The sequence below is a fragment of the Enterococcus sp. 7E2_DIV0204 genome (genome assembly GCF_002140855.1).
GTDB lineage: Bacteria > Bacillota > Bacilli > Lactobacillales > Enterococcaceae > Enterococcus_L > Enterococcus_L lemimoniae.
Genome location: NZ_NGKY01000001.1, coordinates 2,285,778 through 2,302,440 on the forward strand (window position 1 = coordinate 2,285,778; position 16,663 = coordinate 2,302,440).

Annotated in this window: 18 protein-coding genes and 1 other annotated feature; of the genes, 13 read left to right on the forward strand and 5 right to left on the reverse strand. The window is 36.4% G+C overall.

Annotation, left to right across the window (positions count from 1 at the left end; genetic code table 11):
* Positions 1–6 precede the first annotated feature (6 nt).
* Both sdaAA and sdaAB read right to left on the reverse strand, forming a co-directional pair.
* Entirely contained in the window at positions 7–894 is an 888-nt protein-coding gene (gene sdaAA, locus A5819_RS10685; RefSeq protein WP_086278780.1) for an L-serine ammonia-lyase, iron-sulfur-dependent, subunit alpha, read from the reverse strand.
* 25 nt (positions 895–919) lie between these two features.
* The gene (gene sdaAB / locus A5819_RS10690) at positions 920–1,588 is read right to left on the reverse strand and encodes an L-serine ammonia-lyase, iron-sulfur-dependent subunit beta (RefSeq protein ID WP_086278781.1); all 669 of its coding nucleotides are present in this window, start codon (positions 1,586–1,588) and stop codon (positions 920–922) included.
* A 302-nt stretch (positions 1,589–1,890) separates the two neighbouring features.
* Between sdaAB and rplK the strand changes: the two genes are divergently transcribed.
* The 5 genes from rplK (at position 1,891) to A5819_RS10715 (ending at position 4,948) form a co-directional block, all read left to right on the forward strand.
* Positions 1,891–2,313, forward strand: a complete 423-nt coding sequence (gene rplK / locus A5819_RS10695) for a 50S ribosomal protein L11 (RefSeq protein WP_010765779.1) — start codon at positions 1,891–1,893, stop codon at positions 2,311–2,313.
* 111 nt (positions 2,314–2,424) lie between these two features.
* Positions 2,425–3,114, forward strand: coding sequence for a 50S ribosomal protein L1 (gene rplA / locus A5819_RS10700; RefSeq protein ID WP_086278782.1), 690 nt, complete (start codon positions 2,425–2,427; stop codon positions 3,112–3,114).
* 68 nt (positions 3,115–3,182) lie between these two features.
* Positions 3,183–3,310, forward strand: a sequence feature (ribosomal protein L10 leader region).
* 128 nt (positions 3,311–3,438) lie between these two features.
* Positions 3,439–3,939: a 50S ribosomal protein L10 gene (rplJ, locus tag A5819_RS10705; RefSeq protein WP_086278783.1), complete on the forward strand. Its 501-nt coding sequence runs from the start codon at positions 3,439–3,441 to the stop codon at positions 3,937–3,939.
* 60 nt (positions 3,940–3,999) lie between these two features.
* Complete coding sequence (gene rplL, locus A5819_RS10710; RefSeq protein ID WP_086278784.1) at positions 4,000–4,365, forward strand: 50S ribosomal protein L7/L12; 366 nt, start codon at positions 4,000–4,002, stop codon at positions 4,363–4,365.
* 340 nt (positions 4,366–4,705) lie between these two features.
* Positions 4,706–4,948 carry a GlsB/YeaQ/YmgE family stress response membrane protein gene (locus A5819_RS10715; protein WP_176271410.1) on the forward strand — a complete coding sequence of 81 codons (243 nt, stop codon included), beginning with the start codon at positions 4,706–4,708 and terminating at the stop codon, positions 4,946–4,948.
* 90 nt (positions 4,949–5,038) lie between these two features.
* Here the strand turns inward: A5819_RS10715 and A5819_RS10720 are convergent, their stop codons facing one another.
* Entirely contained in the window at positions 5,039–6,937 is a 1,899-nt protein-coding gene (locus tag A5819_RS10720) for a BglG family transcription antiterminator (RefSeq protein ID WP_086278786.1), read from the reverse strand.
* A gap of 596 nt (positions 6,938–7,533) precedes the next feature.
* Between A5819_RS10720 and A5819_RS10725 the strand changes: the two genes are divergently transcribed.
* From A5819_RS10725 to A5819_RS10745, 5 genes are all read left to right on the forward strand, one after another.
* The gene (locus tag A5819_RS10725) at positions 7,534–7,857 is read left to right on the forward strand and encodes a PTS sugar transporter subunit IIB (protein ID WP_086278787.1); all 324 of its coding nucleotides are present in this window, start codon (positions 7,534–7,536) and stop codon (positions 7,855–7,857) included.
* A gap of 19 nt (positions 7,858–7,876) precedes the next feature.
* Positions 7,877–9,130 (forward strand): PTS sugar transporter subunit IIC, encoded by a 1,254-nt coding sequence (locus A5819_RS10730; protein WP_086278788.1) that lies wholly within the window; start codon positions 7,877–7,879, stop codon positions 9,128–9,130.
* 3 nt (positions 9,131–9,133) lie between these two features.
* Complete coding sequence (locus A5819_RS10735; protein WP_086278789.1) at positions 9,134–9,478, forward strand: PTS lactose/cellobiose transporter subunit IIA; 345 nt, start codon at positions 9,134–9,136, stop codon at positions 9,476–9,478.
* Between the two features lie 18 nt (positions 9,479–9,496).
* On the forward strand, positions 9,497–10,921 hold the full coding sequence (locus A5819_RS10740; protein WP_086278790.1) for a glycoside hydrolase family 1 protein: 1,425 nt from the start codon (positions 9,497–9,499) through the stop codon (positions 10,919–10,921).
* Positions 10,922–11,224: 303 nt separating this feature from the next.
* Entirely contained in the window at positions 11,225–11,482 is a 258-nt protein-coding gene (locus A5819_RS10745) for a zinc ribbon domain-containing protein (RefSeq protein ID WP_086278791.1), read from the forward strand.
* Between the two features lie 83 nt (positions 11,483–11,565).
* Here the strand turns inward: A5819_RS10745 and rlmD are convergent, their stop codons facing one another.
* Entirely contained in the window at positions 11,566–12,936 is a 1,371-nt protein-coding gene (gene rlmD / locus A5819_RS10750; RefSeq protein ID WP_086278792.1) for a 23S rRNA (uracil(1939)-C(5))-methyltransferase RlmD, read from the reverse strand.
* A gap of 137 nt (positions 12,937–13,073) precedes the next feature.
* On the opposite strand from rlmD, the gene recX reads away from it, so the two are divergent.
* The 3 genes from recX (at position 13,074) to bph (ending at position 16,032) form a co-directional block, all read left to right on the forward strand.
* Positions 13,074–13,874 (forward strand): recombination regulator RecX, encoded by an 801-nt coding sequence (gene recX / locus A5819_RS10755; RefSeq protein WP_086278793.1) that lies wholly within the window; start codon positions 13,074–13,076, stop codon positions 13,872–13,874.
* Positions 13,864–15,039, forward strand: coding sequence for an A/G-specific adenine glycosylase (gene mutY, locus A5819_RS10760; RefSeq protein ID WP_086278794.1), 1,176 nt, complete (start codon positions 13,864–13,866; stop codon positions 15,037–15,039). The genes recX and mutY overlap by 11 nt, the downstream gene beginning before the upstream one ends.
* A 459-nt stretch (positions 15,040–15,498) precedes the next feature.
* Positions 15,499–16,032 (forward strand): biofilm phosphatase Bph, encoded by a 534-nt coding sequence (gene bph, locus A5819_RS10765; protein WP_086278795.1) that lies wholly within the window; start codon positions 15,499–15,501, stop codon positions 16,030–16,032.
* Positions 16,033–16,118: 86 nt separating this feature from the next.
* On the opposite strand, the gene A5819_RS10770 is transcribed toward bph, so the two are convergent.
* The gene (locus A5819_RS10770) at positions 16,119–16,553 is read right to left on the reverse strand and encodes a GNAT family N-acetyltransferase (protein ID WP_086278796.1); all 435 of its coding nucleotides are present in this window, start codon (positions 16,551–16,553) and stop codon (positions 16,119–16,121) included.
* Positions 16,554–16,663 lie beyond the last annotated feature (110 nt).

Genomic DNA, 16,663 nt, shown 5'->3' on the forward strand with positions numbered 1-16,663 from the left:
TTCTTATTATTTTGTTGTATTCTCAGTTTGATTATCCAAGATTTCTTTTGCTAATCGTTGAGCAGTGGGTGTTACGGCTAAGCCACCTTCAGCTGTTTCTTTAAAAATCTGTGGCATTTGACGACCAACTTGATACATTGCAGCGACAACTTCATCTGGTGGTATCACACTACGGATACCAGCCAATGCCATGTCTGCTGAAATAAAAGCTTGCGATGATCCTAATGCATTTCGTTTTACACAGGGAACTTCAACAAGTCCTGCTACAGGATCACAAATCAACCCCATCATATTTTTTAAAGTAATCGCAATTGCTTGAGCTGCTTGCTCAGCAGTACCACCAGCTACACAAACTAAAGCAGCACTTGCCATAGCACTAGCTGAACCTACTTCGGCTTGGCAGCCGCCTTCAGCCCCACTGATTGAGGAATTATTTGCAATGACCAGACCAAAAGCGCCGGCTGTAAACAAGAAATCTAATTGCTGTTCATGCGTCAGCTGTAGCTTTTCAATTGCTGCCATCAACACACCAGGGACGACTCCAGCACTTCCAGCAGTGGGTGTTGCACAGATCAAGCCCATGTTTGCATTGACTTCATTGACTGCAACGGCATTTCTGACCGCCGTTAAAATTGTTTCACCGCTTAAAAAGTTTCCTGCTTGAATATAGTCATTCATACGCACGGCATCGCCACCAGTAATACCCGTGACCGAAGTTACGCCATCCACACCTTCTTCGATCGATTGCTTCATAACAGCCAGATTTCGTTCCATGGTTTCAATGATTCGTTCTCGGCTATGACCATGATTTTCAATCTCAGTTGCGATCATCAATTCAGCAACTGATGAAAAATTTTCCGCTTGTTGCACTAATTCTTTTATAGATAGAAACATAACTAGTTTGCTCCTTTAATTTAAATTAATCAAAATAATTTACACTATAAATATGAGGGATCTGTACTAACTTCATCGTGATATCACCAATATCCGCATGATCGATCTCGATGATCATGATGGCTTTTTCCCCTTTTGATTCACGGGTCACAGTCATAGTACCAATATTGATATCTGTATCAGAGAGCAGATTAGTGACCTTGGCGATCATTCCTGGGACATCTTGATGCACGATAATAAAGGTTGGGGTTCCCATCGTCAATGAAATCTTAAAACCGTTTAACTCCGAAATTTGAATATTTCCGCCACCAATTGAGATTCCAGTGACAGAAAGTTTTCGATCTCCCTTAGAAACCAGTAATTTGACTGAATTTGGATGCTCAGCCTTTTCTTTAAGAGGCACAAATAAAACTTCCATATCCCGTTCATGGGCGATTTTTAAGGAATCAGCAAGGCGCTCATCATCAGGCTCCATATCGAGAAGACCACCAACTAAGGCGATGTCTGTACCGTGACCTCGATAGGTTTTTGCAAATGATTCATACAAATAAATATCTACTGTTTCTGGTTGTTCACCAAAAATGCTACGGACAATCTTACCAATTCGGGCAGCTCCAGCAGTATGAGAACTACTTGGTCCAATCATAACGGGACCGATAATGTCAAAAACACTTCTATAACGTAAATTTTCCATTGTTTATTTCACCTGTCCTTTGATTTAAAATCGGGATTTTTCTAACGAAAGTCTATCATAATTATGGCGAAGAAACTAGAAGCGTAATAAAAATGCGAGAAAAACTTATCTTCTTCCCATTTCAATTGCAAAAACAAAGGATAAAAAGAGTGAAAGGGTATTGAAATTTAATCAGAAGCAGAGTATACTATTTAAGTGTGCATTTTTGCATACAGGTTTTCTTTGATTCGTCAAAGAATGACGTGGGAGGAGAAATCTTCATCTCCAATTAACCACATCACGGACTCAAGGAGGTATGTCTCGTGGCAAAAAAAGTAGAAAAATTAGTTAAATTGCAAATTCCTGCAGGTAAAGCAACACCAGCTCCACCAGTAGGTCCAGCACTAGGTCAAGCGGGTATCAACATTATGGGATTCACTAAAGAATTCAACGCTCGTACAGCTGATCAAGCTGGTTTGATCATTCCAGTTGTAATCTCTGTATATGAAGATCGTTCATTTACATTTATTACAAAAACACCACCAGCTGCAGTATTATTGAAAAAAGCTGCAAAAATCGAAAAAGGTTCTGGTGAGCCAAACAAAACAAAAGTAGCGAACGTTACTAAAGATCAAGTGAAAGAAATCGCTGAACTTAAAATGGCAGACCTAAACGCAGCAGACGTTGAAGCGGCTATGCGCATGGTTGAAGGAACTGCAAGAAGCATGGGAATCACTGTAGGATAATTTTTATTCTAATAGAACCCAAAGAAGTAGCTTCTCAGTTTATTTCATATTCAAAGATATGAATTACGTGGGAGGTTCGACCGTTATAACCACAATCAAGGAGGAAACAAAATGGCTAAAAAAAGCAAAAAAATGCAAGATGCATTAAAAAAAGTTGAAGCAACAAAAGTTTACCCTGTAGCAGAAGCAATCGCTTTGGCTAAAGAAACAAATATTGCAAAATTCGACGCAACTGTTGAAGTTGCTTACCGTTTAAATGTAGACCCTAAAAAAGCAGACCAACAAATCCGTGGTGCTGTAGTATTACCTAACGGAACTGGTAAAACACAAAGCGTTTTAGTTTTCGCTAAAGGCGAAAAAGCGAAAGAAGCGGAAGCTGCTGGCGCTGATTACGTAGGCGATGCTGATATGGTTCAAAAAATCCAAGGTGGCTGGTTTGGCTTTGACGTAGTTGTAGCAACTCCAGACATGATGGCTGAAGTTGGTAAATTAGGTCGTGTCTTAGGTCCTAAAGGTCTTATGCCTAACCCTAAAACTGGTACTGTAACAATGGACGTAACAAAAGCTGTTAACGAAGTAAAAGCTGGTAAAGTAACTTACCGTGTTGACAAAGCTGGAAACATCCACGTACCAATCGGTAAAGTTTCATTTGATAATGAAAAATTACTAGAAAACTTCAATACAATCAACGATGTATTGTTGAAAGCTAAACCATCAGCAGCAAAAGGTCAATATATTAAAAACATTTCAGTAACAACAACATTTGGACCTGGAATCCACGTTGACCAAGCTTCTTTCTAATTAGAAAAGTTGAATGAATTTTAAATTTATTCTTGACTCACTCACTTTCCGTATGGTAAAGTGAGTGAGGTTAATAATTAACTGTACCGAAGACAGTAGGTGACGCAAGTCTTAATTTCCTACCGAGGACAATTGTTGATACATACAATTACGTCCCTCTATGTCAACGGTGGCATGGAGTTTTGTTGTTTTACACGACTTTTTGAAAAAAAGACGATGTAAAACAATACTTGGCGAACAAAGTGAGCGAAGTTTCTTTAGAAGCTTCTAACTAACTTATGATAACCCAAGCTCTACCCATCAATCATCAGGAGGTGAAAATAAATGAGTGAAGCAGCAATCGCTAAAAAAGAAACCTTAGTCGAAGAAGCAACAGCTAAGTTCCAAGCAGCAGCTTCTGTAGTCATTGTTGACTACCGTGGTTTAACTGTAGAAGAAGTGACAAACTTACGTAAACAATTGCGTGATGCAAATGTTGAAATGAAAGTTATCAAAAACTCTATTCTTTCACGTGCAGCTAAAAAAGCTGGATTAGAAGGTATGGACGAAGTATTTACAGGCCCTACAGCAGTCGCTTTCAGTAACGACGATGTAGTAGCACCTGCTAAAATCATCGACGAATTTGCAAGTACTGCCAAAGCATTGGAAATCAAAGGTGGCATTATTGAAGGTAAAGTATCTTCAGTAGAAGAAATGACATCTTTAGCAAAACTTCCAAGTCGCGATGGACTACTTTCTATGCTATTATCTGTATTACAAGCGCCAGTCAGACAAGTGGCTTACGCTGTCAAAGCAGTGGCAGAAAAAGAAGAAGAAGTTGCATAATTGCAGCTTAGCAATAAACTAAACTAAAAATAATGAATTATTAAAACGGAGGAAACCATAATGGCATTGAACATTGAAAACATTGTTGCAGAATTAGAAGGCGCAACTATTTTAGAATTAAACGACTTAGTAAAAGCTATTGAAGAAAAATTTGACGTATCTGCAGCAGCTCCTGTAGCAGCTGCAGGCCCTGCAGCAGCAGCTGGCGAAGAACAAACTGAATTCACTGTAGAATTAACTGCAGCTGGAGATCAAAAAGTTAAAGTTATCAAAGCAGTTCGTGAAGCAACTGGTCTTGGCTTGAAAGAAGCTAAAGCTGTAGTTGATGGCGCTCCTGCACCAGTTAAAGAAGGCGTTTCTAAAGATGAAGCAGAAGCTTTAAAAGCTGCTTTAGAAGAAGTTGGCGCTTCAGTAACAGTAAAATAATCTTTTTAAGATTAAATTTCAAGCTAGAATCCATTTGGATTCTAGCTTTTTTTGTATTATAAAATAATATAAAAAAGTATAGTAGTGAAGAAAAGAATCTGTCTCTTATACACATCTAGATGTGTATAAGAGACAGGAATAGAAGGAATGAAGATAAAGTGATAAAAAAATGATATAAAGCAAATGTAAAATGCATTTCTTTCGCAAGAAAGTCGATAATCTGTTAACATAATAAAGTAATCATTTTTATAGTTATTCTATTTAAAAGTACGTGTTCGTTGCCCTAGATGTTATCTAGTTTCGCAAGGTCGCTACACTTTTAAAAATAAGGGGGCACATTATGCATTGGTTATGGGTTTTAATCGTAGGTGGTGTTATCGGTGCAATTGCCGGGGCAATCACAAGTAAAGGTAAATCGATGGGCTGGATTTTCAATATTATTGCGGGTCTTGTCGGTTCATCAATCGGTCAATCACTTCTAGGAAGTTGGGGACCACAAGTTGCTGGTATGGCATTATTTCCATCAATTATCGGTGCTGTAATTTTAGTTGCAGTCGTTTCCTTTTTTGTAGGTAAAAAGTAAGCTGCACAAGTAGAAAACCGCTAGGAGATCAAATTCTCCTGGCGGTTTTCTTATTTACTAAATTCTTTAAGGGGCCTATTTAAATAATAATTAATTGAACAATTCATCAATAAACTCTTCATAATCTTCAACCTTTAAAAGGTTTTCCAATTTTTTCTGATTTGAAAATGTATCAATCATAAAATCAAATAATTGCCTAAATTTTTTCATATCATTCTGATTCATAACGATCATGATGATGACTTGCACGTAGTGGCTTCCCCATTTGACAGGTCGATCGTTTAAAATAATCGAGATTCCCGTTTTATTTGCACTCATTTCAATCGCATGAGGTAAAGCTACTGAATTATTGAATGAAGTGGCTGACATTTTTTCGCGCTCATTGATTAATTCAATAAAGTGAGTATCTATAAAGTTATGTTCAACCAATTGAGTACCCAAATAATCAATATATTCAGTAGGATTTTTTAAATAAATATTTCGTTGAAATCGTTCAGGTGTTAAGTAAGTTTGAATGCTTTCTTTTAATGCGTTCAGTAATTTCTCCTGTTTCACTATTTGGATGGATTGTTGGATTTTTTCAGTATCTTTTCCTGAGAAAAATGGTGAAATTTGGACGACATGCGTCAGCTCCTTCAATTCAATAGTTGCTAGAGTTAAATCTGCTTGCTTTATTTTTGCTAAACTTTCAGTGTCCAATCGATAAAAAGTTCCTAAAATATTTAAACTAGATTTGAATGTATCACTAATTTTATAAATCAAACGTTGGTGCATATCATAGTATTCCGGTGTATAAATCACACAACTTAATTTATTCTCAGTCTCGAATTTTTCCTCAAAATAAGAACCAATATGAAGCGCAATAAACGTGATTTCATCATCTGAAATTGGAATATTGATATGCTTTTGAATTTGTTTAGCTATAAAAACAGCTACTTCATAAATGAAAGCATAAGATTGTTTGATTTCTTCAGATAATGGATTCCGAACTTGTTTTCCGTTTTTTGCTCGTGAGATCAAGTTGGAAACGTGGATCGCTAAGTTCAAAACTAATTCATCTGAGATATGTGTAATAAAATATTTTTCTGCAACGGTTTCCATCATAGTTGAAATAAATGTATAAACTGAAGTTTCCATGTAATTTTTCAAAAAGGCATCGTTAGCTGGAGAGATTTTAGTCATTAATAAGAGAGTTAGATTGTTGATTTCATAAAGGTCCATTTCGACAGCAAAAGCTTGATCGAGATCTTTTCCAATCTGAGTAGCAAGTAAATATTCAAGTTGATCCTTCGTAAATAGTTCAGGAATAAGATCTGTCTCAAAGCGTTGATGATTGAGCTGACGATTGATAGCGATGGCAATGTGTAGTAATAAACTGTTGATTGCATAACCATTAATATAAAGGTGCTGGCTACTTAAGCGGTCGATCACGATTTTTTGGATCGTCTCAATAGAAATCTCTGGAAAGATTGTCTGAATATGGTCCAAAGATTGAAAGTTTTGTAAAGCTTCATCTTGTAACATATCGCCAGCCAGTTTTCTAAAGTTTGATTCATCACCTTCCATACTTAGAAAATGCCCATGTTTGATGATTTTCAAATGATATTTAGACATTTTTTTACGTAAGCGGAGGGTATCTTTTTCAATAGTTGGAATGCTGACAAATAATGTTTCTGCTACATCAAAGTAATCGACATTTTTATGCTTGATCAATAGGTTCATCAAGTAATTTATACGCTCAATAGGCGTATTTAGATCTTGCTCAGTTCGAGAAATAAAATCTTCGATTCTAAGTGTATTATCGATTTTATAACCTTGCCTAGAAGATTGGATCATTTCAAGCTTCGCACTTTGATTGATTCGCGATACATAATTGCGAATCGTTCGTGTTGATGTAGATAACGCTTCTGCTAGATAAGTTGCAGATAACCAATTGTGATGTTGGATTAATAGCTTTACTAGGGCCGTTTCTTTCTTGTTTAAGGACACAATGTCTGCTCCTCTCTTTTTTATATCCTCTATTATTCGTGCTTTTAAATAACAAATCAAGTACAGTTGTTTCCGCTAAACTGAGAAGACGAGGAAAAAATCATATTTGATAGAGAAGTGTAAATCATAGATGATAAGAATATAGTAACAAGCTGATTTTGCTTTATTCGAAAAAAGCGGTAGCTTCTTTTTTCCAGTCGGAGTTGAACGAGCCTGCTACGCTTTTACTTTGAAACATGCCAAGAAACACAACGAAGAACTGAGTTGATGTTGAATGCTCCTGCGATTACTCGTCGCACGAAAAGACTTGGTACAAGGTGACTGAAAGGAACGTTGCGTCCTTCTGTTATTAAAATGTTGAAAAGTACAAGTTGAAGTGAAGTGGAACGTTGTTACCATATGTTATCTAGCTATGCGGGCTAGTCACTACGCTCTACTTCGATCTCATCAATTCCTAAGAGCTAAAGCTCTAAGGATTGAAGGTCTCGGAAAAAAGAGAAAACCTGCCTGTGACAGAAAGCGTCACAAACAGATTTTCCTATTTTTCAGTCGAGACTGGACGAGCCCGCTATGCTTTTAAATTAGGAGGAGAAAACATGAGTGATTTAAACGTATTATTAGTCTGTGGGTCAGGTGCCAGTAGTGGGTTTATGGCAGCCAATATGCGCAAGGCGGCCAAAGTAAAAAATTTAGACATGAGTATTGTTGCAAGAAGTGAATCGGAGATCGAGAATTATATTGAGGAGATCGATGCTTTGATGGTTGGACCGCATCTTGAATATATCATTGATGAAATTGATGAGATTATTCACGGATTTCCAGTTAACGTGATTTTGATGAAAAAAGAATACTATGCAACGCTAGATGGGGATGCTGCAGTTGAACACTTGCTAAGTTCGTTAAAAGAAGACGAACAGTGAAGAAAAAGGAGACGTAAATATGAATAAGTTGATCTTTTGGTTGGAAAATAGTTTCTCACCTAAAATGAACAAAGTAAACAATAATCCTTGGATTGTCAGTATTAAAGATTCAATCATGCAGACGTTGCCTTTTATTTTCTTAGGGTCGATTTTTTCAATGTTGGCTATTTTGAATGAATATTTTCCAGCTCTACCAAGTTTTTGGGTGCCTTTTGGCTGGACGATGGGCAAAATTTCATTGTTTGTGGCTTTCTTGATCCCTTTTAACTTAATGGAGAAAAAAAGATTGCGCAAACAAAGAATTGTAGCTGGAATGAGCGGTTTAGTGCTGTTCTTGATGATTATTTCACCACAAATCGAAAAAGATGGTGTGGTCGGTTTTGGACATGATGCACTAGGTGCTGGCGGGATGTTTGTGGCAATTGTTGCGGGCTTGATTGCTGGATTTGTTTTAGTAACTTTAGGGAAATTTACGTTCTTTAAAGAAGAATCTGTGATTCCAGATTTTGTTAGAGCTTGGTTTGATTCAATGTTACCGATCGGCATTATTATTCTTTTTGGCTGGGTCGTTGTGTTGATCATGAAAGTGGATTTATATAATATTGTTTTAAGTATTTTCATGCCGCTATCTAGTTTTATGGAATCACCTGGAGGTTTTGTGGGAATGATGTTCTTGATTTGCTTCCTTTATTCTATGGGGATTTCTACTTGGGTACTAACGCCTGTGGTACAGCCCGTTTTACTAAAAGCGATTGCAGAAAATATTGCCCTTGTTCAAAATGGTACGGCTTCTGTTGAAACCTTAAATTTGGTGACAAGCAGTACTTTATACTCAGCTTATCTATGGATTGGAGGGATTGGTTGTACGATGCCGCTGGTGCTAATGATGATGCGGGCTCGCTCTAAGAAAATCAGTGCATTAGGGAAAGCTTGTATTGTGCCATCAATTTTTAATATTAATGAACCCGTGATTTTTGGAGCAGTTGCGTGGAATCCGTTATTGATGATTCCAATGTGGCTACAGGGAATTGTTTTGCCAATAGTGATTTATATTTTTACAAAAGTCATTCCCTTTGCGCCAATTCCTAAAGTTCAATTTGAATTATGGTATTGTCCATTTCCATTTGCTACGTGGTTTACGACCGGGACAATCACTGGAATTATTTTAATGCTGGTCATTTTTGCGATATCTACGGTTATTTGGTATCCATTTTTCAAAGCATACGATGATCAAGAAACCAAAGCAGAAAATCAAACGTTGAAGGAGGCTTAATAGATGGACGATTTATTGTCACAACAAGCCATGAAAATTATTTTATTTGCTGGAGATGCTAGAGTTAATTGTAAAAATGCCCTTATTGCAACTGAGAAAAACGATTTTGAAACAGCAGCTGAAGAAATGAAAGTTGCTAAAACCAATATAACAGCGGCACATAAAGTTCAGACAGAGGCAATTCAAAGTGAAATGAGTGAAGAAGTCAATGTACATGAGCATTCACTATTGTTTACACATGCTCAGGATACTTTAATGACGATTTATAGTGAAATCAACATGGCTAATCACTTGATTAAAATAGCGAAACAAATCGATGAACGCTTATCATTACTTGAAAAAAAATAAAGAAAAGAGGCCAAAGCTATGTATCAGGTACCAACTGGATTTCCAAAAGATTTTTTATGGGGCGGAGCTGTTGCAGCTAATCAATGTGAAGGCGCTTATGAATATGAAGGCAAAGGCACAAGCGTTGCGGATATCAATGAATTTAGAGCGGATCTACCACTAGAAAAAAGATCGAATGCTGAGATTTCTACAACCTATATTGAAGAAGCTCTTCATAGTAAAACAGGGATTTTCCCGAAAAGATGGGGGATCAATTTTAAAGAAACGTATCCAGCAGATTTAAAGTTACTAGGAGAGATGGGGCTAAAGTTATTTAGAACATCAATCGATTGGTCACGGATTTTCCCAAATGGTGATGAACTGGAACCAAATGAAGCAGGGCTACTTTTTTATGATAAATTGATTGATGAAATTATTGCTAATGGGATGGAACCGATGATCACTCTTTCTCATTATGAAATGCCACTGAACCTTACATTGAATTATCAAGGTTGGTATTCAAGAGAAGTAGTTGATTTCTTTGTTCGCTATTGTAAAGTTATTTTTGACCGCTATCAAGGCAAAGTAAAATATTGGATTGTCATCAATCAAATCAATTTGATCGGTCATGAATCGTTCAACCATTTAGGTATCGCAGAGGATCAAGTGGAAAATCTGCAGCAAGCGAAATATCAGGGCGTTCATCATATGATAGTAGCAACAGCTTTGGCTACTGAATACGCTCATCAGGTCGATGAAAATTATCAAGTTGGAATGATGCTTTGTGGCGGGCCAGAATATGCGGCTACTTGTAATCCAGAAGATGTGCTAGCAACCTTGAAAATCAACCAAATGCAGTATTTCTTTGCCGATGTATTACTACGAGGATATTATCCAGGTTATGCGTTTCGTTATTTTGAAGAACATGGCATTAAGCTTGAATTTGCTGAAGAAGATGAAACAATTTTAAAAAATACAGCCGATTATCTATCATTTTCTTATTACTATACTCAAATTTGCGATGCTAAACACGATGAGCCTTATCGAAATAAATCACTTCCTGCAAATCCTTGGGGGTGGACGATCGATCCACTTGGGTTAAGAACGTTATTAAATTCCTTTTATGATCGTTATCAATGTCCAATCTATATCACTGAAAATGGTATTGGTTGTTATGATCAGTTAGAAGAAGATGGTAGTGTTCACGATGACTATCGCATCGATTATTACCGAGCACATATCGAGCAAATGAAAGAAGCAATCAAAGACGGTGTTGATCTTAGGGGATATTGTGCTTGGGGACCCATCGATATTATTAGCTGCTCTTCTTCGGAAATGAGTAAACGCTACGGGTTTATTTATGTAGATCAAGATGATTATGGAAAGGGAAGTCAAAAACGTTATTTAAAGGATAGTTACGTTTGGATGAAGCAAGTGATTGCAAGTAATGGGGAACAGCTTTAAGAATAAAAGAAGTGACGAAGATACAGCTCATAGAGTTTTGTCTCTGTCACTTCTTTGCAATTAATTTTTAGCTTAAAAATTTAAATCAAATTAAACGACCAATTAATCCCGAACTTATCTGTTACCTGACCGAATAATTCCGACCAGTCTGTTTTTTGTAAGACATGACATTTGTCGCATCTTCCGATAATTTAGTGAAATAATGAGTTAATTTATCAGGATCAGTTACTTCTATGACCAAACCGACATTTCTACCATAAGGAATTTTATTCATAAAACTTGGTGTATCATAGAGGTGAAATTATGAGTAAATTTTGTCAAAGCTGCGGTATGCCACTGGAAGAAAGTACCCATGGGACAGAATCAAGGGGGTCATTATCAGAAAAATATTGTCATTTATGTTATGAAAATGGTCAATTTATTGAACCAGATATTACCTATGATCAGATGTTAGCAAGAGGAAAAAAGAATTGCAGAGGAAGCGGTAGTGGTATTGGTCAGTTCTTTTTATCAACATTTTATCCATTTCAATTAAAAAAATTAGATCGTTGGAAAAAATAGTTGAGCTTTAGAATCACTAAAAAACCGAAGATTAAAAATCTTTTTCATGATTTTTAATCTTCGGTTTTTCTTATTTTAGCATGTTACCTCTTAGTCAATTTCACAACCACTTCGCAACGTGCAGTTTGTGGAAACATATCTACAGATTGTAAGTATTGCACATCAAAGACTTTAGTTAAATCAACCAAGTCTTTTGCAAGTGTGGATACGTTACAAGAGATATAAACCATCTTCTTCGGAGGTTGCTTTAAGATTGCTTTTAGTAGCTTTTGATCCAATCCAGTTCTTGGTGGATCAACAATGATCGCATCAGGTTTAAAACCATTCTGAAACCATTCTGGTAGCAACTCTTCGGCTGTTCCTACTTCATAATGGGTATTTGTGACACCTAAGCGTTCAGCATTCATTTTTGCATCTTCGATCGCAGCTGGAATAATATCCATTCCACGAACTTCTTTCGCTTGTTTAGCAATACTTAAACCAATTGTTCCAACACCACAGTAAGCATCTACAACTGTTTCGTTGGGCTGTAAATCCAACGCTTTCACAGCTTCGCTGTATAACACTTCAGTTTGTTCAGGATTTAACTGGAAAAATGCTCTAGGAGATAAATCGAAGGTTATTTCATTGATCTTCTCTTCAATACTTTCTTTGCCCCAAACATGGATTGTCTCATCACCCATGACGATTGAAGTTCTTTTGTTTTGAACGTTTTGCATGATCGATACCACTTCTGGTAAGTGCTGCGTAATTTCATCGATCAAGGCTTTTTTTTGTGGGAATTTTACGGATTGTGTGATAAAAACGACCTGAACTTCATTCGTTTTAATACCGACACGCACCATGAGTGTTCGGAAAATGCCACTGTTTTTCCGTTCGTTATAGATTGGCAACTGGTATTTGTTCAGCAATTCTACCAAGGCGTTCATGACTTTAGTTGTCGCAGGTTGTTGAACTAGACAATCATCGATAGGAACTAGGCGATGAGAATCAGCTTGATAAAGACCAGCTTCAACTTCACCATCGATTTTACGTAGTTGAAATTGCGCTTTATTACGATAATTCCAAGGATTTTTCATTCCCATAGTTTTAGGTGTTGAATAGTTTTCAAAATTTCTTGGTCTGAATTTATTTAATGATTGCTTCAATAAATCTTTTTTGAAAAGTAGCTGGGCCGGATAAGCTAAATGCTGCAGCTGACAGCCACCGCATGTTTCATAAACAGGACAGGGTGGTACAACCCGTTCAGGTGCTGCCTTTACTATCTTTTTTAATTGTCCTTCCACAAAACGTGGAGCTATTTTAGTGATTTCCACTGAGACATCTTCTTTTGGTAAAGCGCCTGGAACAAAAACAATCGTCTTTTTATAATAGCCAATACCTTCTCCGTTGATTCCTAAACGTTTTATTTTTAAAGGGATCGTTTGTCCCTCTTTTAAAAGTTGTGTGGTCATAATTCCATCCTTTTGATCCGAAGATCTGTTAATCAAATATAACGATATTTCTTATTTTAGCACAATTTGCCTAGTTTAGCTTCTAGCAAATGTATGTTATAGTAGAATATATGTTCTCACTAGAAAGGCGGAGAAAGATGGAAACAATTACAAAAATCACCAAAGACAAAGGTCAGTTTTATCTTATCTGGCTGTCTTCAGGAGAAAAATTACGGGTCTCAGAGGATACCTTAGTTCGTCAGCGCCTATTAAAAGGCCAAGAATTAACAGAATCTGAGATCGAACAAATAAAAAAATCAGGTTCTTATGATGTTGGTTTACAAATGTCTTTAAATTATCTGAGTTATCAATTACGCTCAAAAAAAGAAATTTTAGATTATTTAAAGGAAAAAGAAATCTTGCCAGAAGATCGCAAAACAATTGTGATCCGCCTGGAAGAAATGAACCTCTTAGACGATAAAATTTTTAGTGAAAGTTATGTCCGTACCTTAATGCGAACAAGTGATAAAGGACCCAAAATGATCGAACAACAACTAAAACGAAAAGGCTTGAATGAAGAAGACATTCAACATGGGTTAACTTTTTATACTATGGATGATCAAGTAGAAGTAGCAAAAGCAACAGCTGAAAAAGCGATGAGACGTTATCGAACAAAGAGTTTTAAAGATGCTGTACAAAAAGTTCAAATGCACTTGATGCAAAAAGGGTTCAATCGGGAAGTGATCGATTTAGCACTTGAAGAGCTATCCTTTGAAAAAGATGAAGAACAAGAATTAGATGTGATCAGAAAAGAAGGAGATAAATTATGGGAAAAACACCGTAAATTGGATCCCTATAAACGTGTGATGAAAGTTAAACAAGGGCTGTTTCAAAAACGTTTTGACTCAGATTTGATTCAGCAATATTTTGATGAAAAGGAATTAGAGAATGAAATATGAGAAGTATTGGGAAACTTGGAGTGCTACTGAACTACAGGCTTTTCAAGAAGAGTTTATTAATTGGTATGAAAAAGAAAAGCGAAATTTACCTTGGCGTGTTAATTTAGATCCATATCGTATTTGGATTTCAGAAATCATGTTACAACAGACTCGTGTGGATACGGTGATCGATTATTATTATCGTTTTATGGAGTGGTTTCCAACGATCAAAGACTTAGCTGAGGCACCGGATGATCGTTTATTGAAAGCATGGGAAGGGTTAGGTTACTATTCAAGAGCAAGAAATTTAAAAGTTGCAGCGCAACAGATCATGACTGAGTTTGACGGTCAGATGCCTCAAACCATTGAAGAAATTCGCCAACTAAAAGGAATTGGCCCATACACGGCTGGTGCGATTGGCAGTATTGCTTTTCAAATCCCCGAACCTGCGATCGATGGCAATGTTATGCGGGTGGTCAGCCGTTTATTTGAGATCAGTGATGATATTGCCAAACCAAGCAGTCGAAAAGTGTTTGAAGAAGCAATGTATAGAATCATTGATCAGAAGCGGCCAGGTGATTTTAATCAGGCAATGATGGATCTGGGTTCAGGTATTTGTACCCCGACATCACCAAAATGTGAAGAGTGTCCAATCCAATCGTATTGCTTGAGTTACAAAAATAATACGATGACAAATTTTCCAGTTAAATCAAAAAAAATGAAACCAAAAGATGTTTATTATATCGGAGGAATCATTGAAAATAATCAGCAAGAATTTTTATTAGAACAGCGTGATTCTAAAGGCTTACTAGCGAATATGTGGTTGTTTCCAATTGCAGAAGTCAACAAAGACCGCTTTGAATTTCTACAGAAAATGTGGGTGAAAGATGATCAGCAACTATCACTTGATTTTGAAGAACCACTGTTAGTTGCTGAAGAAAATCCAGAAATTTTCGAAGATCATTCACAAGTTGTTTGGCAAAAGCGAACCTTAGGTGAAGTAACACATATTTTCAGTCATTTAAAATGGCATATCCTAGTTTTCTATGGGCGTCAAACAGGATTAACAGCTAAGAATGAAAACCAAGCTTGGGCAACAAAAGAAACATTCTCAAACTATGTTTTTCCAAAACCCCAGCAAAAGATGTTAGATCTGTACAAAAAAGAATTTAGAAAAAAAGAATAATTTCTTGGTGCAAACCCCAAGTGCACATAAAAAGCCTAGGAGATTCGCACCAGAATTTTGCTGAAAATAGCGGTAGAAATAGGCTTTTTCTCATTTTGATTTAATGTTATACTAGTTTTAGTGGTGGAATGGTGGAGATATGTCATGTATTTTAACCAATTTCACGGTCTAGCTCTGTTTAGAGCTAGTAGATTGAAATATAGGTTGGTACTCTACGTTAAGTGTTGGGGACAGAGGTAGCCTTTCTTTAAAAACATCTCAATTTCAACTTTATAAAAAAACTAAAAGCAAGCCCTATATTTCAAAAGATATTCCTCATCGCTGTGAGAAAACAAACTACTTAGTATGCAAAGCTGAAAATTATGATATAATTATAATGATATCGGTGTAATGAACACCCAAACGAAGAGTAATCAGCTTTGAGAAGCGATTTTTCGTACTAGGGAAAGTTGGGGGACTATGGCAATTCCAAAAGAAGGTGAATTTGTAACGATTCAAAGTTACAAACACGATGGACATTTGCATCGAACATGGCGAGATACTATGGTATTAAAAACAAGCGAGTATTCTTTGATTGGTGTCAACGATCATACTTTGGTGACAGAGTCTGATGGTAGGCGTTGGGTTACTCGTGAACCAGCTATTGTTTATTTTCATAAAAAATACTGGTTTAACATAATAGCGATGATTAGAGAAAAGGGGGTTTCTTATTACTGCAATCTGGCGTCACCTTATCTTTTAGATGATGAAGCGTTGAAATATATTGATTATGATTTGGATATCAAAGTTTTTCCTGATGGGGAAAAACGCTTATTAGATGTCGATGAATATGAATTTCATAGCAAAATAATGGAGTATCCTGAAGATATTGATTTTATTCTAAAAGAAAATGTTAAGACGTTAGTGGATTGGATTAATAATGAAAAAGGCCCATTTTCTGAAGCCTATGTCGATATTTGGTATAAGCGATACCAAGAGCTATCAAAGAAATAGCCAATGTAAGATGTTAAATGAAAAAAGTCACCCAAGTAGAACTTGATTAAGTTTTTCTTGGGTGACTTTTTATTTGGCTAAATAAACTAAAACTGTTTATTCATCTGATAATGTTCAATAGCGGCATCAAGAAACATTTCACCTTCTTTGATATACCCCATTTTTTCATAGAAGCCAAGTGCGGTAATTTGAGCACCTAAAGTAATTGTGTTGTATCCTTGCTCTTTTGCAAATTGCTCAGCGCTTTCTACGATCACGCGACCATAATCATGACCTCTAAACTCTTTTTGAACGGCCATGCGCTGTAATTTTATCATTCCCTCTGCAAGCGGTAATAAACGACAAGTAGCAATAGATTCGTTGTTATCGCCATACAAAACAAAATGAATACAAGCTGCTTCATATTTATCGATTTCAATTTCACCAGGAACTCCTTGTTCCAACATAAACACCTGACGACGAATTTTAACTGCATCTAAGTAGATATCACTCATAGTATCTTTAGTGTGAACAATTTTCATTTGGCACCTCTGTCATAAGTATTTTGTTTATTGTACCTTAAAATAAAGAGAGTTGTTAGAGTTATTTAAATAGGAAAATGAAAAATTAATTATTTTGGAATATTTTCTTA